This window comes from Tepidibacter sp., from assembly GCF_025210165.1.
Lineage (GTDB): Bacteria > Bacillota > Clostridia > Peptostreptococcales > Peptostreptococcaceae > Tepidibacter_A.
Genome location: NZ_JAOASI010000071.1, coordinates 90383 through 115163 on the forward strand (window position 1 = coordinate 90383; position 24781 = coordinate 115163).

The following is a 24781-nucleotide window of genomic DNA, read 5'->3' on the forward strand; positions in this document are numbered from 1 at the left end:
AATAAGGGGGATTCTATATGTCTAAAAAATTCAAAATAGCTTTATGCCAGACTATTGTAGAGGATGATAAGAATTATAATTTGAACAAAGCTTTAGAATTTATAGAACAGGCAGCAGTTAATGGTGCAAAGATCATTTCTTTAGGAGAGATGTTTATATGTCCTTATAGAAACAATGCATTCATAGAATACGCTGAAGAAGAAGCTAGTAGTAGAACGCTTAAATCTATATCTGATATAGCAAAAAAACATAGTGTATATGTAGTGGCAGGTTCTATTCCTGAAAAAGAAGAAAATAGATATTATAATACATCATATGTTATAGGAAAAGATGGAAATATTATAGCAAAACATAGAAAGATGCATTTATTTGACATAGACATAAAAGATGGAGTATATATGAAGGAATCTGATACATTTTCTTATGGAGAAGATATTACTATATTTGATACAGAGTATTGTAAGGTGGGACTTGCTATATGCTATGATATGAGATTTCCTGAAATATTTAGAATTATGGTCCAAAAAAATGTGAAACTTGTAATAGTTCCAGCAGCTTTTAACAATGTTACAGGACCTGCTCACTGGGATATTATAATAAGAAATAGAGCAATAGACAATCAGATATACTTTGCAGCAGCAAGCCCTGCTAGAAATTATAAGGAGACTTATCTGGCTTATGGACATAGTAGTGTTTGTGATCCGTTTGGAGAGATAATAGGACAACTAGATGAAAATGAAGATATATTGTATTCTTATATAGACTTAGAATATTTAGAAAGTATAAGAGAGCAATTACCTCTTTTAAAACACAGAAGATTAGACTTATATGACATTAAAATGAAAAATAAAAGATAAAATATATTCAAAAATTTTGTAAAGTCAACATATAATTGTAATATGGTCAGGGTTAATATTTACGAAGGGAGCATCAATATGAATAAAATAAGCTTTTGTTATAATAATTCACTTGACTTTGTAAGACAAGAAGAAATTGATTTCATGGGGCCTAGTATAAAAATGGCACATGATTTGTTACACAGTAAAAAAGGACCTGGAAATGACTTTATAGGATGGATAGATCTTCCCGAAAATTACGATAAAGAAGAATTTGATAGAATAAAAAAAGCTGCAAGTAGAATAAAAGAAAATTCAGATGTATTACTAGTAATAGGAATAGGTGGATCTTATTTAGGGGCTAGATCGGCTATAGAGATGCTAGGTCATTCTTTTAGAAATAACTTAACGAAGAAAGATAGACAATATCCTGAAATATACTTTATGGGTAATAATATAAGTTCTACATATATAATGGATTTAATGGATGTTATAAAGGATAAAGATATATCTGTAAATGTTATATCAAAATCTGGAACTACAACAGAGCCTGCTATAAGCTTTAGAATATTAAAAGAGTACTTAGAGAATAAGTATGGAGAGAAAGAAGCTAAAAAGAGAATATTTGCAACAACTGATGCTAAAAAAGGAGCATTAAGACAACTTGCACAAAATGAAGGATATGAAACCTTTGTAATTCCAGATGATGTAGGAGGAAGATTCTCTGTATTAACAGCAGTAGGACTGTTACCAATAGCTACAGCTGGAATCAATATAGATGAAATCATGAAGGGAGCAAACGATGCTCGCATTGACTATGACAATGAAAACTTAGCAGATAATCATTGTTACCAATATGCTGCTGTTAGAAATATTCTTAATAGAAAAGGAAAAAATATAGAAATTATGGTAAACTATGAACCAGCACTTCAATTTATAGGTGAATGGTGGAAGCAACTTTTTGGAGAAAGTGAAGGAAAAGACCAAAAGGGAATATTCCCAGCTTCAATTAATTTTTCAACAGATTTACATTCTATGGGACAATATGTACAAGATGGAAGAAGAAATATATTTGAGACAGTATTAAATATACAAACTCCAAGAAGAGAAGCGACTATAAAGGAAGATGATAAGGATTTAGACGGACTTAACTACTTATCAGGAAAAACTATAGATTTTGTAAATAAGAAGGCCTTTGAAGGAACTGTATTTGCTCATGTTGATGGTAATGTACCTAACTTGGTAATAAATATACCTAAGGTTGATGAGTACAACTATGGATATTTAGTGTATTTTTTTGAAAAATCGTGTGCTATAAGTGGATATATATTAGGAGTTAATCCTTTTGACCAACCAGGAGTAGAAGCTTATAAGAGAAATATGTTTGCACTTTTAGGTAAGCCTGGATACGAAAAAGAAAAAGAAGAACTTGAGACGAGATTGAATAAATAAAGTAGAGAGGGTCTATAAATTTATAGGTCCTTTTTTTAAAAAAGTATCACAATTTTGAAAAATATACATAATATTAAATTAATAAGAATATAATAAATGAACTTGAAAATACAATTCATCAAAATGTTACACACAAACAAACAAAATTCAAAAAATTGACAAATGTTTTCCTTGTATGTTATAATTAAATTGAAAATTAAATGATAAATTTAGTGCGTTACTGTTGATCAGGCGTAAACTTATGTATACAAGTAAAATTGTATATATAAGTTTACGCCTTTTTTTACGCTTAAGGAAATCATATAATTTTCCAATTGCGTGTAATATTGATGAAAAGACTGCACTTACAACTATTTTTGAGCAACGGAGCCCGTTAGGGATCGTTGACGACATGAGTCAGCGCGTTAGCGAGTAGACGAATTTTTGTTTATAAAATTTAGATGGGGGGTGTGGATTTGGATAAGAAAAATTTTAGAGTATTAAAGCTTTTCAATAACAATATAATTTTGGCTTTTGATCTTGACAACAAAGAAGAGGTAATACTGCTTGGTAAAGGCATAGGATTTGGTAAAAAGGAAAATAAAAAAGCATATATTTCAAGAGATAGTATAGAAAAAGCATTTGTAACTTACGATGACAAAATGACTAATGATTATTTTAAAATTGTAAATAGTACAGATTCTAAGGTAATAGAGATAAGTGAAAAAATAATAGATAGTGCAGAAAAAAAATTAGGTGATTTAAATTCTCATATACACATTTTACTAACAGATCATATAGGATTTGCTATTGAAAGGGTAAATTCTGGTCTTGAAATAACAAATCCTTTTATAGATGAGATAAACATACTTTACCCTGAGGAATTTAAGATTGCAAGTGAGGGAATAAGGATTATAAAAGAAAATTTAGACATTGATTTAGGAAAAGGAGAGATTGGATTTATAGCTATGCATCTTCATTCTGCTAGAAAAAATATAAATGTAAAAGAGACAGTTAAAAGTACAAGAATACTAAATGAGATAGTAAGTATTATAGAGGATGGTCTTAATATAAAAATCATAAAGACAGATTATGAATACAGAAGGTTGATAAATCACCTGCAAGGTGCTTTAAATAGAATAAAAAATAAGAAAACTATTAAAAATCCACTTCTGAGCAATATAAAGGAACAGCTTAAGGATTCATTTGAAATAATAGAAAAAATAAAACAAAAGATAGAAGATGAATATGAGATTAAGGTGTTAGAAGAAGAGTTAGGTTATATGGCAATCCATATTGAAAGATTAAAAGGGGAGGAATTATAATGAATAATGTGTTTGGTAAAGTTCAGAAACTAGGCAAATCATTGATGTTACCTATAGCTGTAATGCCAGTTGTAGCTATACTATTAAGACTTGGAGTATTATGGGATATGCCACTTATAACGGCAGCAGGAAGTGCAGTATTTGATAACTTAGCTATATTATTTGCAATAGGAGTAGCTATTGGATTTGCTAAGGATTCACAAGGGGCTGCAGGACTTGCAGGTGCAGTTGGATACTTTGTCTTAGATGGTTGTGCTAAGTCTATTAATGATAGTATTAATATGGGTGTTTTAGGAGGTATGATAGCAGGTATTTTAGCTGGTAAATTATACAATAAATATCATGATATTAAATTACCTGATTTTTTAGGATTCTTTGGAGGAAAACGTTTTGTACCTATAGTAACAGCATTTACTTGTATAATATTAGGTTTTATATTTGGTTATGTATGGCCGTATATTCAAGCTGGAATAGATTCTGTAGGTAATTGGATAATTGGAGCAGGAGCAGCAGGGATGTTTGTGTTTGGATTCTTAAACAGATTATTAATACCAACTGGTCTTCATCACATTATAAACAGTATAGTTTGGTTTGTATTTGGTAGCTTTAATGGAGTAACAGGAGATTTAAATAGATTTCTTGCAGGAGATCCAAGTGCTGGTATATTCATGACAGGATTTTTCCCAGTTATGATGTTTGGTCTTCCAGCAGCAGCACTTGCTATGTACACTTGTGCTAAAAAGGAAAATAAAAAGGTTGTAGGAGGATTATTAGTATCAGTAGCATTTACTTCTTTTTTAACAGGAATAACAGAACCACTTGAATTTATGTTTATGTTTATAGCTCCGGCTTTATATATAATACATGCTATTTTAACAGGATTATCTATGGCTGTAACTTATATGCTTGGAATTCGCCACGGCTTTGGATTCTCAGCAGGTGCAATAGACTACTTTGTAAACATGAATTTAGCTACAGATGGATGGATGTTAATACCTGTAGGCATAGCATTCTTTGTAATTTACTACTTTATATTCGTATTTGCTATAAAGAAATTCGATATTAAAACACCAGGTAGAGAAGATATAGTAAATGATAGTGAATCTGATAATTCTAATAAAAATAATGATATGGATAAATTAGCAGGTGAATATCTAATGGCATTAGGTGGAAAAGAAAATATAGTTGAACTAGATTCTTGTATAACAAGACTTAGAATTGTACTTGAGGATACTTCAAAAGTAGATGAAAATAAATTAAAATCACTAGGAGCATCAGGCGTTATAAAAGTTAATAATAAGAGTATGCAAGTTGTAGTTGGAACTAAGGTTGAACTTTTAACTTCAAGAATGAAGAAGCTTATATAAGCTTCTTCATCTTTAACCTAAAGCTAAAATAGGAGATGGTTGTAGTGAAGGCTATTATAAACTCAAAAATCATATTAGAAGATAAAGTTTTGGAAGATAGTGTTATTATTTTCAATAATAAGATAGTGGATATAGTTAGTAATAATGAATTTAAAAATAGGAAAGTTGACAGTGTTATAGATGCTAAAGGAAACTATTTAAGTGCAGGCTTTATAGATCTTCATATACATGGAGCTGGTGGATACGACACTATGGATGCTACAAATGAAGCTTTAAATACTATATCAAAAACCATAATAAGAAATGGAGTAACATCTTATTTACCTACTACTATGAGTATGTCAAAGTTGGATATAAAAAAGGCACTTGATAATATAAGAAATATAAAAATTACTAATGGTGCAAAAATTATTGGAGTTCACCTTGAGGGTCCATTTATAAATCCTAAATACAAAGGTGCACAAAATGAAAAATATATAATAAAGCCTGACTATGATTTCATAAAAGAATATTTAGATATAATAAAAATAATAACATTTGCACCAGAAAAAGATGAAAACTTTGAGTTTATGAAAAAAGTAAAGCGACATAAGAATGTAGTTTTATCTATGGGACACACTGATGCAACATTTGAACAAGCAGTAGATGCTATTAAAAATGGAGTAAACTACGTAACTCATGCATTTAATGGCATGACAGGACTTCATCATAGAAAGCCTGGTGTTATAGGAGCTTTATTTGCAAATGATATATACTGTGAGATAATAGCTGATACTATACACGTTCACAAAGGAATATTTCAATCATTTATAGATATAAATAAGAAAGAAAAAGTAATACTAATAACTGACTCTATGAGAGCTGGATGCATGAAATGTGGAGAGTATGAACTTGGGGGACAAAAGGTAATAGTAGATGAAATAAGTGCAAGGCTTAAAGACAATACATTAGCTGGAAGCATATTGAAGTTGAACAATGCAGTTAAGAATATAAGGGATAATACAAAGTGCAAAATAAATGAGATTATTAATATGGTAACAGTCAACCCCTCTAAGCTTATAGGCCTTTATAATCAAATAGGAAGTATAGAAATAGGAAAAGTAGCAGATTTAGTAATATTTGATGAAGATATAAAAATTTTAAAAACGATAATAAATGGAGATACTTTATATGAGGTGATATAAATGAGGATTATATGTGTTGACAATTACGATGATATGAGTAAAAAAGCTGCTAATATAGTAGCAAGCCAGATAATATTAAAGCCAAAGAGTGTATTAGGACTAGCTACTGGAGCAACTCCAATAGGAATGTATAAACAAATTGTAAAAGCTTATGAAGATGGTCATATAGATTTTGAAAAAATAACTACATTTAATTTAGATGAATACATTAATGTAGATAAAAATAATGAACAAAGCTACTATTACTATATGAAAAAAAACTTATATGAAAAGGTGAACATAAATTTAAAAAATGCAAATATACCAAATGGTATGGCTGATAATATAGATGAAGAATGTCTAAATTATGAAAAGAAAATAAGAGACAAAGGCGGATTGGATATTCAAGTATTAGGGATAGGTAGGAATGGTCATATAGGATTTAATGAACCTGATATTAAATTTGAAGCATTAACTCATATGGTTAAATTAGATGAACAAACTATAAAGGACAATTCTAGATTTTTTGATTCGATAGATAAGGTGCCAACAAGAGCAATAAGCATGGGAATTAAGACTATTATGAGAGCTAAAAAGATAGTACTTCTTGCAAGTGGAAAAGAAAAGGCAGAATGTATATATGAGGCTATATACGGTAATATAACACCTAATCTACCTGCATCAGTACTTCAACTTCATCCAGATGTTATATTCGTAATAGAGAAGGAAGCAGGTTCAAAATTAAATTTAGAAGAAATAGATAAGCAGTATTTATAGGAGGGGACTAGATGTTTAATTTTTTTAAGAATAGTAAGGAGCAAATTACTATAAAATCTCCATTTGAAGGAGAAATTGTAGATATAACAAAGGTGAATGACCATATGTTTTCTAGTAAGATGCTAGGAGATGGGGTGGCTGTAATACCATCTAACAATAAAGCAGTAGCACCTTGTGATGGAGAAATTACTCAAATATTTCCGACAAATCATGCTTTTGGGATAACTACTAAAGAAGGATTAGAAATATTAGTTCATATAGGTATTGATACTGTGGAGTTAAAGGGGGAGGGATTTAAAAGGATATTAGAAGCTGGGACATGGGTTAAAAAAGGAGATGCTATTGTAGAAGTAGATTTAGAATATATAAAAAATAACGGCAAAGATACTATAACGCCTATAATAATAACTAACATGGATAAAATAGAAAGTATGCATAAGAATTTCAAAAATATAGAAAATGTTATAAGTATAACTTTGAAAAAATAAATAGAGTATGAAAACCCATGCTATTTTAAATAATAGTATAGGTTTTCATATACAAACTTCAATAATGCAAATATCATTATTAAAAAACTTATATATCCAAATATAGGATATAAAATCATTATTAAATTTGAAAATCCGAATTTAGCCAAGAATATAGATATGAAGCAGAATAAAAAGCATATCTTTATTTGACTTATATTAAACATTTGTTTTATTCTAGTTATAATTCCAAAACCATTTCCTATTGCAGTTGTAAACATTGCAAACCACAGTATTATTGAATATAAATACTTTCCCCTATAATCTGAGTAGCTAGATATATTCAGCATTGGAAGTTCTGAAGCAGATACATCACTATAAAGTATAAGAGATGGCATTAGTATAAAAAAAGCTAATATTCCAAGAAATAAACCTCCAAGTACTCCTCCCTTAATTGCTGTTTTTTTACTATCGACTAAAGAACCCACAGAAGTGAGTATTACTAAAGCAGGTATCATATTGTAACCAACATAAGTAACTGATGATATTATGAATTTATGATTATGATTTAGATTAATATAGTTTAAGGTACTTATATTTATACCTTCGTTCAAAATAACGGTTAATCCTATATATATTATTGAAATTAATAAAAAAGGAACAATTATAGTATTTACAGTGGATAATCCCTTTACACTAAAGATAAATGTTATAAATGTAGCTATTGCCATAATTAGTATACCTATATTATTATCTATATTGTACTGCTCGCTGAATATAGCACCACTTCCTGCCAGCATTATACAATATCCAGCTATTAAAAATAGTATTATAAAAGAATCTATTATAATACTTATACTCTTTCCGAATATTCTCTCTAAAAGTTCATTATAGCTATACATGCCACTGTTATAGGCTGTTAAAAGTATTATACTGCCTATTAAACAGAATAACACTGTTGCTATTATTATACCTATTAAACCATTTAGTCCAAACTTACCAAAAAAGTTCATAATTTCTTGTCCAGAAGCAAACCCAGCACCTATTATAGTACCAACATAAATACTGGCAATTTTTATATATGAGTTATTTTTCACAATAGACCTCCTTATATAATTTCTATCATTAAGTTTATGCATCTAAATACAAATATATTAATACTTAGTTATATAGGGTATAATTTATATAAAGATAAAAATTCAGCTGTACTAAAAAATATATGTTAATTAACTGGAGGGAATAATGAAAATAAAAAAGATATTAATAGCTGATGATGAGAAGCGAATGAGAAAGTTAGTATCTGATTTCTTGAAAAAAGAAGGATACTCTATAATAGAGGCTAATGATGGAGAAGAGGCTCTTGATATATTTGAAAGAGAAAATGATATAGATTTAGTAATACTAGATGTTATGATGCCAAAATACGATGGGTGGATGGTTTGTAGAAAGATAAGAAGTAAATCAAGTGTACCTATAATAATGCTTACAGCTAGAAGTGAAGAGTTTGACGAATTATTTGGATTTGAAATGGGAGCTGATGAATATGTAAAAAAACCATTTAGCCCTAAAATATTAGTAGCAAGGGTAAATGCACTTATTAGAAGAAGTAAAGAAGAAAAAAAAGATATTCAAGTATTTAAAGAGTTAAAAATTGATGATAATGCTAAAGTAGTTTATATAGAAGGTAAGGAGACAGAGCTAAGCCCTAAAGAATATGAGTTATTGCTATATATGATAAATAATAAAGGAGTTGCACTTAGTAGAGAGCAAATACTTAATAATGTATGGGGATATGATTACTTTGGTGAACTTAGAACTGTTGATACTCATATAAATAGACTTAGAATAAAGCTTGAGGGTCAAAGTGATTTAATTCGTACGGTAAGAGGTGTAGGATATAGATTTGAGGTTGAAAAATAATGAAAAAATCAATAAGAACAAAACTATTTATAGGAATAGTAAGTATAGTGGTTATATTTGTAGTTCTTTTATGGGGACTTAATTCTACTTTACTTGAAAAATACTATATAAATCAGAAAAAAAATATTTTAATAGAAGCAAGTAAAAAGATAGATCATATATATACGGGTAATATAGAGGATATATACATAAATCTTGAAATTATAAGAAATACGATAGGTGCAAATATTCGTATAGTAGGTCCTAATAGGCATATTAAGTATATCTCAGCTGGAAGGTATGAAAAAAGGGCATTTAATCCTATTATTCAAAAACGAAGGATAAGTACTAACAAAAAGTATGTATTTGAATTACAATCTGATAAAAAACTAAATATTGATTTTTTAGCTCTTAGAACTATTTTAAGAAATAAAGACATATTGATACTTAAAATTCCTATGCCAGCTATATCAGAAAGTGCAAGTATTGCTAATAAATTTATGGTATTTACTGGATTATTAGCTATAATAATAGGGATAATATGGGCTTTTGTTTTTTCTAAGAAATTTACTGAGCCTGTACTGTATATAAATAATATAACAAAAAATATTGCAAACCTCAATTTTTCTCAAAAATGTATATTAGATACAGATGATGAGTTTGGTGAGCTTGGTAAGAATATAAACTATCTATCTAGTGAACTAGATAAGGCTATATCAAGTCTTCATCAAGAAAATCAAAAGCTCGAAGAAGATATAGAAAGAAAGAGAAAAATAGATAATATGAGAAAAGAGTTTATATCGAGTGTTTCACATGAACTCAAAACTCCTATATCTTTGATACAAGGATATTCCGAAGGATTAAAGGAAAATGTTATAGAAAGTGAGGAGGACAAGGAGTTTTATTGTGATATAATAATAGATGAGGCTAAGAAAATGGATTTTCTAGTTAAAGATCTTTTAAATCTCTCTCAAATAGAGTCTGGATATTTTAAATTGGAAAAGACAAAATTTAATATATGTGATCTTATAGATCAAACAATTAATAAATATAAAAATATATTTTATAAAAAGAATATAGATTTAAAACTTGATAAAGGCTATTTAGGTAATGTTTTTGCAGACAATATGAGAATAGAGCAGATTTTAGTTAATTTTATTAATAATGCAATAGATCATGTTGGTGAAAATAATATTATAAAAATAATAGTAAATGAAAACAATGAAAAAATAAGAGTAGGTGTGTTCAATTCAGGAAAACATATATCAAAACCTGATATAGATAAGATATGGACTAGCTTTTATAAGGTAGATAAGGCAAGGACGAGAGAATATGGTGGATATGGGCTTGGATTATCCATAGTAAGGGCTATTCAAGAACTACATAAAAATGAATATGGTACTTTAAACGTCGAAAATGGAGTTATGTTTTGGTTTAATGTAGATAAAACTTTATAAAATGGGTGAATTTATGTTAAAATAAACTTTGGCATTGAAAACGTATATGGGATTTATGATTAGAATAAATTATATTTATTTCATAAATCCTGTATACAAATAATTGGGATATTAATGCTTTAAATATAAATTAAAAGAGGAATGATACTTATTATGAAATTTTCAAATCTTGGGATAAGCAAAGCATTAGAAAAGGTATTACAAGAAAATAGAATAACAGAGCCTACACCTATTCAAGAACATAGTATACCTGTTATATTAAAAGGAAAGGATGTAATGGCTCAAGCACAAACAGGAACGGGTAAGACACTTGCATTTTTACTTCCTATATTAGAAAAGATTGATTATAATAAAGGTGTGGTACAAGGATTAATAGTTACACCTACAAGAGAACTTGCTATTCAGATTACTAATGAGGCAAAAAAATTACAAGAAGCTAAAGGGATTAATATACTTGCAGCTTATGGTGGTCAAGATGTTGAAAAACAGATTAACAAGCTAAAGGGTGGTATTCATTTAGTAATAGGTACACCTGGAAGACTTGAAGACCATCTTAGAAGAAAGACTATAAATTTCAAAAACTTAAAAGCTCTTGTACTTGATGAAGCCGATCAAATACTTGATATGGGATTTTTACATGAAATAGAAGAAATAATCAATAACAGCAACAAGTCAAGACAAACATTGTTTTTCTCTGCGACTTTAACTAAAAAAGTAAAATCTTTATCAGGAAGATATATGAGAAAACCTGAATTTATAAAGATAGAGAGTAAGAAGGTAACTTTAGATGAAATACAACAAATAGTTATTGAGACTACTGATAGATTAAAGCAGGATGCACTTTGTCATGCTATAGATGAGCATAGACCTTTTATGGCTATAATATTCTGTCGTACAAAGCTTCGTGCTCAAAAGCTTAATGAAACTTTAATTGAAAGAGGATATGACTGTGATGAACTTCATGGAGATTTAAGCCAAGCTAAGAGACAAAGAGTAATGAAGAAGTTTAGAGATCTTAAGCTACAGTTTTTAGTAGCGACTGATATAGCTGCTAGAGGTCTTGATATAGAAGGTATGAGTTATGTATTTAACTATGATGTACCAGAGGATGCAGATAGCTATATACATCGTATAGGAAGAACAGGACGTGCGGGTAAAGATGGAGTGGCTATTACATTTGTTGCACCTAAGGATCAAAGAACACTTGCTGATATAGAGCAGGGAATTGAGATGAAGATACAAAAACAAAGATACGAAAAAGAAGGTAGTGAAAATTCTTTCGTAGAGGTTAAAAAAGCATCTAAGCCTAAAAAAAGAGATTTTTCTAAAATGAGTAATAACTTTAATAAAAAGAAAAGAAGTAGAAGATAGCTAAAATAATATATTAGTTATAAAAAAATATAAACATCATATATTTACAATATAAATTTTTTTACAAAGGGGAGAAATGAAATGATTAAATCTAAATCATGTATATTATATTTATTGGTGTTTATATTTTTTTTGTCCTCATCATTTTATTCGGACGCTATTACAAATGTAAATATTGTTACTGAAAAACAGACAGCTGTTAAAGGAGATTTACTTACATTTAAAGCTTTATCTAAGGAAAGTAATGTAACTTATAAGTGGAGCATATTAAAGGATTCATATGTTATTTACACAAAAGATTATAGTGAAAGTAATGTATTTGAATATCCTGCTACATGTGAAGGCGTTTATTATGTAGGGGTTAGTATTAAAGATGATAATGGGAATATTGTAACTTGTGAATCTGAAAAGGTCAATGTAGTTGATAAAATAAAATTAGAGCCTACTAAGGTAAAAACAGCAGAGGAAATCGAGATAGAAAATTTACAAACTTATGTAAATGAAACTAAGAATTTAACTAGTGCAACAGATAGACTTATATGGGTAGATACAAAAAAGAATATGGTATATACATTCAAAGGTAAGGATAAAGAATGGAAAATAGAAAAAAAGATGGTTTGCACAGATGGTAAAGCATCTACTCCTACTGTAAAGGGGGATTTTACTATTAAGAGTAGGGCACCGTGGCTTATTTCATATAATAAACAGGTAAAAGCTAAATATAAAGTAAGATTTTATGGAAATTATTATTTTCATTCGATATTATTTGATTCAAAAGGAGAAAATATAGTTGATTCAAGACTTGGGAAGTCTTTATCTCATGGGTGTATAAGACTTAGTATTGAGGATGCGAAGTGGATATATGATAATGTGATTAATAATACGGCTGTTCATATAAATTGATGTGCTTAGATCCAAAATCAAGGGGATTAAAATACCGTTCATGTGTTAAATATTTTTAATAAAACTAAGCATTACATCTTATTGAATATCCTAAAAGTTCTAAACTCCCTTTGGTTAAACAACGAACTTTCTTAACGGATATTCAAACGCTGTAATACAAGTTTTATACAAAAATATTTAAATCATTCCCTAACATTTAAATCCCCTTGATTTTGTAAGTAGAGTTGATTAGATTTTAAGAAAATAGTATTCTTACTAAAGCCATAAATATAATTGAAAAATAACTATGGATAACATATGGAATTTTAAGGATGTGTAAATATATGGTATAATAATTCTACCTGAAATTCCAAGGGGGGATTATTGTATGAAGTTGAGTAAGAATAAAATAGCCATAATTATAATAGATTTACTGGTATTACTTTCAATTTATTCTTCTAATCAATACTTTGATATGAAAAATGCTGTTAATGAAAATATATATTATAATTTTGAAAATTTTAAAGAAGAGCTTCAAGGTTTAAATAAAAATATATCTAGTATTTTGATTCTTAAGGATAATTACAATAACAAAGAATTTATATCTAGAAAGGCAATTAGAAGCTACTTAAGATGTGATTATATGGCAAGAGATATAGATGGAAAACACTATAATAATAATAATCATATATATGTATATTTAAATTTAAATAAAAATATAGAACTTATATTAGAGGATGGCATAATAGATGATGCAGAAAGACAATACTTAACAATACTTGAAGAGTACAACAATGAACTTTTAAAAGAATGTAAATATATAATGGGCAAATTGTATGATGAAAAGGTATTTGATTATGATTATCAGAAAAAAATATTGAAAAAAATAATTAAAAAACAACGTGAATTTTCTAAAAAAGCAGACGAAATTTTAGAACAAGAAAAATATAAAATTCTTATAGATTATAAATTGAAAAATGAAGTAAATGAAAACATGAAAGATGATTTTGAACAAGTAAAGAAATATTGTGAAGATGTATTTTCAAAGGTTATACGAGATGATGTTCTTGAACTTAATCTCAAAAATAATAATGAAAATGAGTATGTATTTAATACTCCTCAAGAAGAATTCGAGTCACAAAATAATTTCCACGATAAGCCAAAATATCAAGTGAAGTACGATAAATCAACTAAAACGATTAAAATAAGCACAGTTAGATATACAATGTATGCTTCTGATAAAAAATATAATGAACAGAGTCTATATAACACAGCTCAAAATATAGTAAATAAGTTCAGCGATAGTGTATACTTATATGATAAAGATATAAGATATGATGAAGAAGAAAACATAATAGATGAAGTAACCTATAGATATATAGAAAAAAAGAATGATATTTATCTTGAAAGTAATAAGATAGATATAACTATAAATAAAAATAAAATAATAACTGATTTTTATCTAGGTAATTCAAATAAAGATATAATTCCTGCATCTATAACCAAAAAAAATATTGAGAACAAAATAGATGGGGAGATATTAGAGATTATAACTATTGCGAATGAAAAAGGAAAAATTGAGTACGAGGTTCATATAAAATATAATGATATAGTATATGTAGCTGTATTTGATGGATATGATGGAAGTCTTAAATATTATGGAACTGATATTAGAGACTATGAAAAAATTAAAGATTAGATTTGAATGTTTAAAATAATACCACTTTTAAAGAAAGTTGGTATTATTTTTTGTTTACAAAACAGAGAATGTAAACTTAAAAACAATCGAGGTTGACAATTAAGAATAAACTATGTACAATAACAACATAACAAATATGTACTAAAAGGAGAGAATAATAATATGAAAATTAAAACTAGAGATATGATTTTAATATCTATGTTTGCAGCTTTAACGGCAATAGGTGCATTTATAAAAATTCCTACACCAATAGTTCCATTTACTTTGCAGTATTTATTTTGTGCATACTCAGGAGTTTTCTTAGGATCTAAGCATGGATTATATTCACAATTACTATACGTTATTATTGGACTTATAGGAATTCCTATTTTTTCCAATGGAGGAGGACCTACATATATATTTCAGCCTACATTTGGATATTTATTAGGATTTATAATCTGCTCTTATGTAATTGGAAAATTAACTGAGAAATTGAAAAATATCACTTTCATTAATATACTTAAACCAGTTTTAATGGGATTATTTTGGGTTTATTTAATGGGTGTTTCTTACCTTTATATGATAATTAATGTTTATATGGGAAAAGCAATGTCAGTAAAATCTGCAATAGCAGCAGGATTTACACCATATATAACTTCAGATTTAATTCTTAGTGTAATAATAGCCTACTCAGCTGTTCGTGTAATACCAGTAATAAGAAGAACAGTTCTTGCTGAAAATCAAATGTTAGAAGATAAAGCGGAATAATTAATTTAGCTATATATTGAGGTGAATGATATAATATGAAAAAATTTATTGAGGAAGTAACCCAGAAAATTTTAGATGGAAATGAAATAAGTTATGACGAAGCGCTAAAAATGATTAATATTGATGAAAAAAATACAGAAATTCTAGATCTATTTTTTTTAGGAGCTAATAAAATAAGAGAAAAATATGTAGGAAATAAAGCTAACTTATGCACAATAATGAATGCAAAATCAGGCAGATGCTCTGAAGATTGTAAGTATTGTGCTCAATCAGTTCATTACAATACAGGGGTTACAGAATATAGTCTATTAAACTATGATGAAATTTTAGAAAGAGCTTTAGAAGTTCAAGCTTTAGGAGTACATAAATTCTCATTAGTTACTAGCGGCAGAGGTATAGGTTGCGATGAGGAAATGAATAAATTAGTAGAGATATATACAAGACTAAATAAAGATACAAATCTTAAGTTATGTGCATCGCATGGCATATTAACATTTGAACAATTATCAAAGCTTAAACAAGCAGGTGTAAGTACATATCATCACAATGTAGAGACTAGTAGTGATAACTATAAAAATATATGCACAACTCATGATTATGAAGAAAGAATAAAAACTATAAAAAATGCTGTGAAAGTAGGTCTTGAAGTTTGTTGTGGTGGAATTTTTAGCATGGGAGAATCTAAAGAGGATAGAGTGAAAATGGCATTTGAAATTAAATCTTTAGGAATAACCTCGATACCACTTAATATATTAATGCCTATAAAAGGAACTCCATACGAAGAGTTAGAAGTAATATCACCATTAGAAATTATTAAGAGCATGGCATTATTTAGGTATATTATACCTAACTCATATATTAGATATGCTGGAGGTAGAATGGCATTAAAAGATAAACAAAGCCTAGGTTTTAATGCAGGAATTAATGCTGCATTAGTAGGAAATTTTTTAACTACGATAGGAAGTAATGTGAAAAATGATAAAAAAATGATAATTAATGCTGGATTAGATATATAAGGGGGAATTCTTTTGAATAAAGGAATCTTTATATTAGGTACTGATACTGATGTTGGAAAAACCTTTGTAACAGCAGGTATAAACTATATTTTAAGAAAAAATAATTTTAATGCAATTAGCTTTAAACCTGTGCAAAGTGGAGGAATATTAAAAGATAATAAATTAATATCGGGAGATATTGATTTTATAAAAAATATATGTGATATTAGTGAAGATTATGAAACAATGAACTGCTATTGTTTTAAAGAAGCTGTATCTCCACATCTTGCATCTGAAATAGAAGATACTTGTATAGATAAAAATAAAATAATAAATCACTATAAAAAGCTATATGAAAAATACGATTTTTGTATAGTAGAAGGAGCCGGTGGAAGTATAGTTCCGTTAATAAGAGATGAATATTACATTTATAATCTTGTAAAAGATTTGAATATTCCTGTATTAATAGTAACAACAATAGGAGTAGGAGCTATTAATCAAACTGTATTAACCGTGAACTTCTTAAAAAGCTTAGGAATAAAAATAAAAGGCTTAATAATAAATAAATATACTGGCACTTACTATGAAGAGGATAATATAGAAGTTATTAAATCAATAACAGGATTAGATGTAATTTCTATAATAAGTAACCTAGATTTAGATGAAAAAGAAGATTTTGTTTTAAAATCAAGAAAAGAATTTGATAAAAATTTAGATATAAATAAATTATTGGGAGTATTTAAAATTAAAGACAGGGGAGATTTTAATGAATAGGATGAATGAACTTCAAAAAAAAGATTTAAAATATATCTGGCATCCATGTTCTCAAATGAAAGACTATGAGACATTTGACCCTATCGTTATAAAACGAGGAGAAGGTGTTTTTTTAGAGGATATGAATGGGAAAAAGTATATAGATGCTGTTTCATCTTGGTGGGTAAACTTATTTGGGCATTCCAATAAAAGAATAAATGAAGCTTTGTATAATCAGGCTAACAAACTTGAACATGTTATGCTTGCAAATTTTTCTCATGAACCAGCTATTGAGCTTGCCGAAAAAATAGTGGATGCAACACCAGATGGTTTAAACAAGATTTTTTTTGGTGATAATGGATCTTCAGCAGTAGAGATAGCTTTAAAGTTGAGCTTTCAATATCATCAGCAAATAGGAAAGAACAAAAAGACAAAATTTGTTAAGATATCTGATGCTTATCATGGCGAAACACTTGGAGCATTATCAGTTTGTGATGTTGATCTTTATAATAAGGTATTTAATCCTTTGTTACTAGATGTTATTAAAGTACAAGGACCTGATTGCTATAGATGTCCATATGGATTACATAGAGAAAATTGTAAAGCTGAGTGCTTTGAAAATATGGAAAACACTATTGATAAACAACATGAAGAAATAAGTGCTATAATAATAGAACCTATGGTACAAGGAGCAGCAGGTATGAAAATATACTCTGCAGAGTATCTAAAAAAATTAAGAAAATTATGTGATGAATACGATGTTAATTTAATAGCTGATGAAGTTGCAGTAGGATTTGGAAGAACAGGAAAGATGTTTGCGTGTGAGCATGCAAACATTTCACCCGATATTATGTGCTTATCTAAAGGCTTAACAGCAGGGTATATGCCTTTAGCCTTAACTTTAATGACAGATAAGATATATAATGCTTTTTATGATGATTATTCAAAGTTAAAGGCTTTTTTACATAGTCACAGTTATTCTGGAAATGCCTTAGGATGTTCTGTTGCAGTTGAAACACTTAACATATTTAAAGATGAAAAGATTATTGAAAAAAATATAATTAAATCTAATTTATTAAGAGAAAAAGTAGAAAATATATTAGATGAATTACCGCATATTGGAGAATATAGACAATTAGGTATGATAGGAGCTATTGAGCTTGTTAAGAATAAAGAAACTAAAGAAGGATTTGACTGGAAGAGCAGAGTTGGCTATCAGATTTATAAAATAGCTCTTAAAAAAGGCGTGTTACTAAGACCATTAGGAAATGTTATATATTTTATGCCGCCTTATGTTATTAGTGATAAAGAAATGGATTTAATGGTTAATACAGCAAGAGATTCTATACTGGGATTTTTTAAGTAATAGAAAAGTATAACTTTCCTATTACTTAAGTTAATCTACGAATTTAAAATTTTCATATAAGCATAATCAAGAGCAGATTCTATATTATTACCTTGCTTTCCACCACCTTGAGCAGAAAATTCATTTCCACCACCTCTGCCATCTATAAGTGTAATAGCATCTTTTAACAATTCATTCATATTACTATTTTTTATATTCTTAGATTTCATAAATAGTAAATTAGATTTATCCTCGCCTTTAACTCCAAGTAGAGCTACAACATTTTCAAAAGAAGTTAGCTTAGAACCTATAAGATTTACAGTTTTTACACTTTCATTATCATAAACCTTCTTTATAATTTTTATTCCATTAGTATCCTCACAGTTTCTAAGCATATCTTGTATTTCATAGTCCGCTATTTCAGATTTTAATTTTTTGTTTTCAGATAAAGTCTTTTTAAGTTCTTTAGTTAACTTATCTATTTGAATTAAAGCCGCCTCAGTATCACAAGTTAAAGAAGAGCATACCGTAGATGTAAATTCGCTTTTATCAAAGTAATCTTTAACAGCACGATTGCCGCATAAAAACTCTATTCTAGTACAATCCTTGTATTTTTCCCACTTAGCTACTTTTATAACTTGAACCTCAATAGTTGAACTTGGATGAATTCCACAGCAGGCATTAATATCAAGATCGTCGATCTTAACTATTCTTATTGGACCATCTACATTTGAAGGCATCTTTCTTATATTCATTTTTTTAAGCTCTGATCTTGTAGGGTATAAAAATTCTAACGATATGTTTTGAAGTATTATATCATTTGCAAATTTTTCAACTTTCTCTATGTCAGATTTATCTAAGAACTTTTGAATATCTACAGTACAATGATTCTTTCCTAAATGAAATCCAACAGTAGATGCACCTAATAATTTAAAAAAACATGCTGATAGAATATGTTGACCTAGATGCTGTTGCATATGGTCAAATCTTCTATCCCAATCTATTGAACATTTGACTTTATTTTTTTTATTACTTTTTTTATCAGCAACATGATATATATGGTTGTTTTCTTCGTATACATAAGTTATCTTAGCATCCTCTATAAACCCTGTATCACTAGGCTGCCCCCCTCCTTCTGGATAAAAGCAGGTTTTGTCTAGCTCTATATGGTATTTATCTTCTTTCTCAATTATATTTAATATATTTGCAGTAAAAGATTTCTGATACTGATCTTCATAAAAAAGTTTTTCCAACATAATCCCTCCTTCAGTGTATAGATATCATTTTACTATAAGTAGATATGTTTTTGAATAAAGATTTTTCAATAAGGAAAACTTATAATATTAATTAATTTAAAAAGGAGAATTAAAAATGGAAAATGAAAACTGTGTAAAAGTAATTCCTCTAGGAGGACTTGGAGAAATAGGAAAGAATATTACTGCATTTGAATACAAAGATGAGATTGTGGTTGTAGATTGTGGTATAGCTTTTCCTGATGAAGATATGTACGGAGTTGATATGATAATTCCAGATATAAGCTACTTATTAAAAAATCAAGAAAAGGTAAAAGGGATATTTATAACTCATGGGCATGAAGATCATATAGGAGCTATACCATATATACTAAAACAACTCAATGTTCCGCTTTATGGAACTAAGCTGACACTTGGAATAATAGAAAATAAACTTAAAGAGCATAATCTATTATCAAGCTGTACTCTTAATCCAGTCAATGCTTCAGATGTTGTTACACTTAATAATTTTAAAATTGAATTTATAAGAGCTACACACAGTATCGCAGATTCTTGCAGTATAGCTCTTCATACACCTGTAGGAATTATACTTCATACAGGTGATTTTAAGATAGATTATACACCTATAGACTATCTTCCTATGGATTTAAAAAGAATTGCAGAACTTGGAAATGAAGGAATACTTCTTCTTATGGCTGATAGCACCAATGTAGAGAGAAAAGGACATACACTATCAGAAAAATCAATAGGAGAGACATTAATTAGAATTTTAAGACGTGCAAGAGGAAGAGTTATAGTGGCTACATTTGCTTCAAATGTTCATAGAATGCAGCAAATAATAAATGCATCCATAAGGTACAATAGAAGGGTAGCATTTAGTGGAAGAAGTATGGTAAATATATCTCAGGTAGCAAGAGATTTAGGATATCTTCATATACCAGACGAATATATAATAGATGTAGATGAAATAGATGATTATGAAGATGAGAATATAACTATAATAACAACTGGAAGTCAAGGAGAGCCTATGGCAGGTCTTTCTAGAATAGCTTTTGACAATCACAGACAGATAAAGGTAAAACCAAATGATTTATATATAGTATCTGCATCTCCAATACCTGGGAATGATAAGCTTATAGCTAAAGTTATAAATGAATTATATAGAAAAAATGTGGATGTTATATATAAGGATTTAGAAGATGTTCATGTATCTGGACATGCGTTTCAAGAAGAATTAAAGCTTATGCATTCCTTAACTACGCCTAAGTATTTCATGCCTATTCATGGAGAATACAGACATTTAAAACATCATGCAAGCCTTGCAAATAAACTTGGAATGAACAGAAATGATATATTTACATTAGAAACAGGAGATGTTTTAAAACTATCAAGTGATAAAGCAGAAAAAGGTGATAAAGTTAGAACTGGAAGCTTATTTGTAGATGGTTTAGGCGTTGGAGATGTAGGTAATATAGTTCTTAGAGATAGAAAAAATTTAGCTCAAGATGGAATGATGAATATAGTTGTAACAATAGAAAAAGAGACTCATAGCGTAATAGCAGGACCAGATATAATAAGTAGAGGATTCGTATACGTTAAAGAATCTGAGGAACTAATAAATTCAGTCAAAGAAATTGCAAATGAAGAGCTTAATAAATGCTTAGAAAACAATATAACAGAGTGGTATGCTCTTAAAAGAAATATGAAAAAGTCAATAGAGAGATATTTATATGAAAAGACAAAGAGAAGACCTTATGTAATACCTATAATAATGGAAATTTAGAAAATAGCCTATTTTTAAATAGGCTATTTTCGTACATATATGCTCAATCATGAATAAAGCAGATAAAATTGAAAATAATAAAGGTATCATTACATACAGGGGTGAATAAAATGGAGTTTATTAAAAATCATAAATTAAAACAGGAAAATGGAAAGTATATATTAGAAATATATCTAAATCACATAAATACAGAATATGCAAATGAGCTAGATAAAATAATAGAAGATAAAAATTTAAATTTTGTAGAGCAAATACAAGAGTATATAAAAACTAAGTTTCCTAATATTAAAATAGCTGTGTGCAAAGTTATGCTAGGTTCTATGTTAATTAGATCCTTTAGCGTTCCCAACACACAGGTATTTGCAGCTACTAGTCAATCAAATATAAGTGAAAGCTCATTTATAGATTATAAGGTTCAAAGTGGAGATAGCTTATGGTCTATTGCCAACAAATTTAAAGTAACTATTAGTGAAATAAAATCTTTTAACAATTTAACAAGTGATAATATATATATTGATCAAAATTTGAAAATACCATCTGATGATGTTTATTTAGTGAAATCAGGAGATACACTATATAAATTAGCAATGACTTATAATACAACTGTTGATAAAATAAAAAAGGATAATAACCTAACTACTGATAACCTATATATAGGTCAAAAACTTATAATAGACCAAGCAAATAAAAGTGTTGAGGTTACTAGTTACACAGTTCAAAAAGGAGATACTCTATGGAAAATATCTCAAATATTTAATATATCAGTAGCTTCTTTAAAGAGTATAAATAATTTATCTTCAGATAATATATATGATGGACAAGTAATCTATCTTAAAGAAAATGTACAACCTAAAGAATCAACAATAACATATACAACCCATACCGTTCAATCTGGTGACAATACATGGAATCTAAGTATTTATTATGGGATTCCTATGCAGGAACTATTAAATGCAAATGGTTTGACTCAAAACAGTATACTTAATATAGGACAAAAACTAACTATCCCAGTTCATCATATAGCAGTAAAAGAAACTATGGGAAGCCAGTATGGAGAATATCTAGACTGGTGGACTGAGGCACAGTATGTAATGACTATTAACGATGTAGCTAAAGTTACAGATATAAATACGGGAAGAACCTTTATGGTGAAAAGAACTATAGGAGCAAATCATGCTGATTGTGAACCACTTACAAGTAATGATGCTACTATAGCAAAAGAAATATGGGGAGGATATTCGTGGAATACTAGAGCTATTTTGGTTGAAGTAGATGGAAGAAAAATAGCTTCATCAATGTCTTTTATGCCTCATGGCATTCAATATATACATGATAATAATTTTGATGGTCATTTTGATATACATTTTTTAAATAGTACTAGACATAAGGATGGACTTATAGATAATTATCATCAAGAAAATATTAAGATAGCTGCTGGATTAAAATAATAAATATTTTTTTGTTCTATGGGTTATCAAAACTATCTATAAAAATACCGCGAATACAACGATATTTTGAATATAACTAAGGTTTTGTCTTATTAATAATTCTAAAATTTACGAACTCACTACGGTCAGACACGCAAATTTCTTAACGTATTATTAAACGACAAAGCTCAAGTTATATTAGTCAAAATATCTAAAAGTATTCGCTAATATTTTTATAGATAGTTTTTTATATTTAGCACTTTATCACAAAAAAATCCTACCTCCATATTCTAATTAAAGAATTTAAAACCATATTTAAAAACTAAAGAATATAATCAAGTGAAACTTATCTTCAGGTGGAGTTTGTGACTCCATCTGAAGGTTAGTTGAACTTATCCAGAAGTTGTAGAGTTCTCATCTCCAACCTGAAAAGGATGGAGTGTTAGAACTCTTAGCTTTCGGATAAATATAACTTGTGGTGAAAAAAGTAAAAATAATGGTATTATATAGATACAAGATTTATATAATAAGGGGGATACTATGGAGGATATTAAAACCAGTAAAAAAGAGTTGTTTTGGTGTACAATTATATTAATTGTATTTATGATAGTACATCTATTTTATATGAATTTATCATCAGATGGAAAATTTCCTAATATTTGGATAGGTCTTATTGTAGGCTCTATTATAGGTGAGCTTAGTAAAGATTCAAGAGAAGGTATATATAAAAGGATATTTATAAGATGTAGTATTTCTATTATCATGATATTAAATTATATATTGTTTAGATTTTCAATATATATACCAAATTATATGATTTTACTGACTATATTTGGAGTGTACTTAATTTATTTATATAGAACAAATATAGATAAACACATAAGAATTTTATGCTGTGCTATGTTATGTATATTAACATTATTCTTTTACATTGACTATCAGATAAAATCAAATAATATAATAAAGGATATAAATTTTAGAAGATATATATCAAAAGAATATGGCATAAAAGGTAAGATTGAATCCAGTGATTTAGAAAATATAGAAAAGCTGAGCATATATGATTCATCACATATAAACAGTATAGAAGGTATAGAATATTTTAGAAATCTTAAAAGATTAACAATAGATGATGCTTATAAAATAAAAGACTTTTCTTGGTTACCTCAGTTAAACGGGCTTAACTATTTAATGATATGGTATATGGACTTAGATGATTTAGAATCTATAGAAGAAATTAAATCATTAAAACATCTTGAAGTAGTATATCCTAAATATGGAGAGTTGAAGAGTTTGAAAAAATTTCCGAATCTAGAAAAACTGGATATTCAAGGGATAGACTATATGAAAAATTTAGATTGTATTAAGGGACCTAAAAATATAGAAAATCTAGGTCTTGCAGATTCTCAGATAGTTACTTTTGATGGAATAGAAGAATTTAAAAAGCTTGAGGAATTATATTTATATGAAATTTCTTCAAGTGATACATCAAAAGTATTTGAACTTGAAAATTTACAGAAAGTTAGTATGCAAGGTTGTAATTTATACAAACAGAATGAATTTATACAAAAACTAAAGGATAAAGGGATTGAAGTTGAAATAATAGAATACCAAGACCTACCTTTCTAAAATATATTGACATACAGTGTTTATAATGATATCATAGTTACTAATAAAAACAAATCTTTAATGCTGGTCCAGAGAGGCTAGGAAGGTTGTAAATATGGATAAATATTAAATATGCATTTTATTGTGTATTTATATGAGTATGTCTGTAATTATGCCTTTCTATATAGAAAGGCAT

At 28.3% G+C, this 24781-nt stretch carries 21 protein-coding genes; 19 read left to right on the plus strand and 2 right to left on the minus strand.

Translation table 11 applies throughout. The features are described from left to right. The first annotated feature begins 17 nt into the window (after positions 1-17). From N4A48_RS11955 to N4A48_RS11985, 7 genes are all read left to right on the plus strand, one after another. Positions 18-857: a carbon-nitrogen hydrolase family protein gene (locus tag N4A48_RS11955; protein WP_293666303.1), complete on the plus strand. Its 840-nt coding sequence runs from the start codon at positions 18-20 to the stop codon at positions 855-857. Between the two features lie 78 nt (positions 858-935). Continuing rightward, positions 936-2288, plus strand: a complete 1353-nt coding sequence (locus N4A48_RS11960) for a glucose-6-phosphate isomerase (protein ID WP_293666304.1) — start codon at positions 936-938, stop codon at positions 2286-2288. Positions 2289-2743: 455 nt separating this feature from the next. Next, entirely contained in the window at positions 2744-3592 is an 849-nt protein-coding gene (locus N4A48_RS11965; RefSeq protein ID WP_293666306.1) for a PRD domain-containing protein, read from the plus strand. Beyond that, a complete protein-coding gene (nagE, locus tag N4A48_RS11970) occupies positions 3592-4959 on the plus strand; it encodes an N-acetylglucosamine-specific PTS transporter subunit IIBC (protein WP_330665119.1) in 1368 nt (455 codons plus the stop codon). Before N4A48_RS11965 ends, nagE begins: the two co-directional genes overlap by 1 nt. A gap of 35 nt (positions 4960-4994) precedes the next feature. After that, on the plus strand, positions 4995-6143 hold the full coding sequence (gene nagA / locus N4A48_RS11975; RefSeq protein ID WP_334303771.1) for an N-acetylglucosamine-6-phosphate deacetylase: 1149 nt from the start codon (positions 4995-4997) through the stop codon (positions 6141-6143). Continuing rightward, positions 6144-6899, plus strand: a complete 756-nt coding sequence (gene nagB / locus N4A48_RS11980) for a glucosamine-6-phosphate deaminase (RefSeq protein ID WP_293666310.1) — start codon at positions 6144-6146, stop codon at positions 6897-6899. It abuts the gene before it with no gap. A gap of 11 nt (positions 6900-6910) precedes the next feature. Beyond that, complete coding sequence (locus N4A48_RS11985; protein ID WP_293666312.1) at positions 6911-7387, plus strand: PTS sugar transporter subunit IIA; 477 nt, start codon at positions 6911-6913, stop codon at positions 7385-7387. A gap of 20 nt (positions 7388-7407) precedes the next feature. On the opposite strand, the gene N4A48_RS11990 is transcribed toward N4A48_RS11985, so the two are convergent. Continuing rightward, the gene (locus tag N4A48_RS11990; RefSeq protein ID WP_293666314.1) at positions 7408-8463 is read right to left on the minus strand and encodes a YkvI family membrane protein; all 1056 of its coding nucleotides are present in this window, start codon (positions 8461-8463) and stop codon (positions 7408-7410) included. Between the two features lie 145 nt (positions 8464-8608). Between N4A48_RS11990 and N4A48_RS11995 the strand changes: the two genes are divergently transcribed. From N4A48_RS11995 to bioA, 9 genes are all read left to right on the plus strand, one after another. Beyond that, entirely contained in the window at positions 8609-9286 is a 678-nt protein-coding gene (locus N4A48_RS11995; RefSeq protein WP_293666316.1) for a response regulator transcription factor, read from the plus strand. Then, a complete protein-coding gene (locus N4A48_RS12000; protein WP_293666317.1) occupies positions 9286-10722 on the plus strand; it encodes a HAMP domain-containing sensor histidine kinase in 1437 nt (478 codons plus the stop codon). The genes N4A48_RS11995 and N4A48_RS12000 overlap by 1 nt, the downstream gene beginning before the upstream one ends. Positions 10723-10875: 153 nt before the next feature. Next, positions 10876-12093: a DEAD/DEAH box helicase gene (locus N4A48_RS12005; RefSeq protein ID WP_330665120.1), complete on the plus strand. Its 1218-nt coding sequence runs from the start codon at positions 10876-10878 to the stop codon at positions 12091-12093. 81 nt (positions 12094-12174) lie between these two features. Further along, positions 12175-12996, plus strand: coding sequence for a L,D-transpeptidase (locus N4A48_RS12010; protein WP_293666318.1), 822 nt, complete (start codon positions 12175-12177; stop codon positions 12994-12996). Positions 12997-13363: 367 nt separating this feature from the next. Then, positions 13364-14674 carry a hypothetical protein gene (locus tag N4A48_RS12015; RefSeq protein ID WP_293666320.1) on the plus strand — a complete coding sequence of 437 codons (1311 nt, stop codon included), beginning with the start codon at positions 13364-13366 and terminating at the stop codon, positions 14672-14674. Between the two features lie 162 nt (positions 14675-14836). Then, positions 14837-15421, plus strand: a complete 585-nt coding sequence (locus N4A48_RS12020; RefSeq protein WP_293666321.1) for a biotin transporter BioY — start codon at positions 14837-14839, stop codon at positions 15419-15421. 35 nt (positions 15422-15456) lie between these two features. Further along, complete coding sequence (bioB, locus tag N4A48_RS12025; RefSeq protein ID WP_293666322.1) at positions 15457-16437, plus strand: biotin synthase BioB; 981 nt, start codon at positions 15457-15459, stop codon at positions 16435-16437. Positions 16438-16449: 12 nt separating this feature from the next. Beyond that, a complete protein-coding gene (bioD, locus tag N4A48_RS12030) occupies positions 16450-17190 on the plus strand; it encodes a dethiobiotin synthase (RefSeq protein ID WP_293666324.1) in 741 nt (246 codons plus the stop codon). After that, positions 17183-18535 carry an adenosylmethionine--8-amino-7-oxononanoate transaminase gene (gene bioA, locus N4A48_RS12035; RefSeq protein ID WP_330665121.1) on the plus strand — a complete coding sequence of 451 codons (1353 nt, stop codon included), beginning with the start codon at positions 17183-17185 and terminating at the stop codon, positions 18533-18535. Before bioD ends, bioA begins: the two co-directional genes overlap by 8 nt. 35 nt (positions 18536-18570) lie before the next feature. Here the strand turns inward: bioA and N4A48_RS12040 are convergent, their stop codons facing one another. Next, the gene (locus N4A48_RS12040; protein WP_330665122.1) at positions 18571-19767 is read right to left on the minus strand and encodes an alanyl-tRNA editing protein; all 1197 of its coding nucleotides are present in this window, start codon (positions 19765-19767) and stop codon (positions 18571-18573) included. 118 nt (positions 19768-19885) lie between these two features. Between N4A48_RS12040 and N4A48_RS12045 the strand changes: the two genes are divergently transcribed. The 3 genes from N4A48_RS12045 to N4A48_RS12055 all read left to right on the plus strand — a co-directional run bounded on the left by N4A48_RS12045 (position 19886) and on the right by N4A48_RS12055 (position 24606). Next, on the plus strand, positions 19886-21550 hold the full coding sequence (locus N4A48_RS12045) for a ribonuclease J (protein ID WP_293666328.1): 1665 nt from the start codon (positions 19886-19888) through the stop codon (positions 21548-21550). Between the two features lie 110 nt (positions 21551-21660). Beyond that, positions 21661-22998: a LysM peptidoglycan-binding domain-containing protein gene (locus N4A48_RS12050; protein ID WP_293666330.1), complete on the plus strand. Its 1338-nt coding sequence runs from the start codon at positions 21661-21663 to the stop codon at positions 22996-22998. 519 nt (positions 22999-23517) lie between these two features. Continuing rightward, positions 23518-24606: a hypothetical protein gene (locus N4A48_RS12055; RefSeq protein ID WP_293666332.1), complete on the plus strand. Its 1089-nt coding sequence runs from the start codon at positions 23518-23520 to the stop codon at positions 24604-24606. Positions 24607-24781 lie beyond the last annotated feature (175 nt).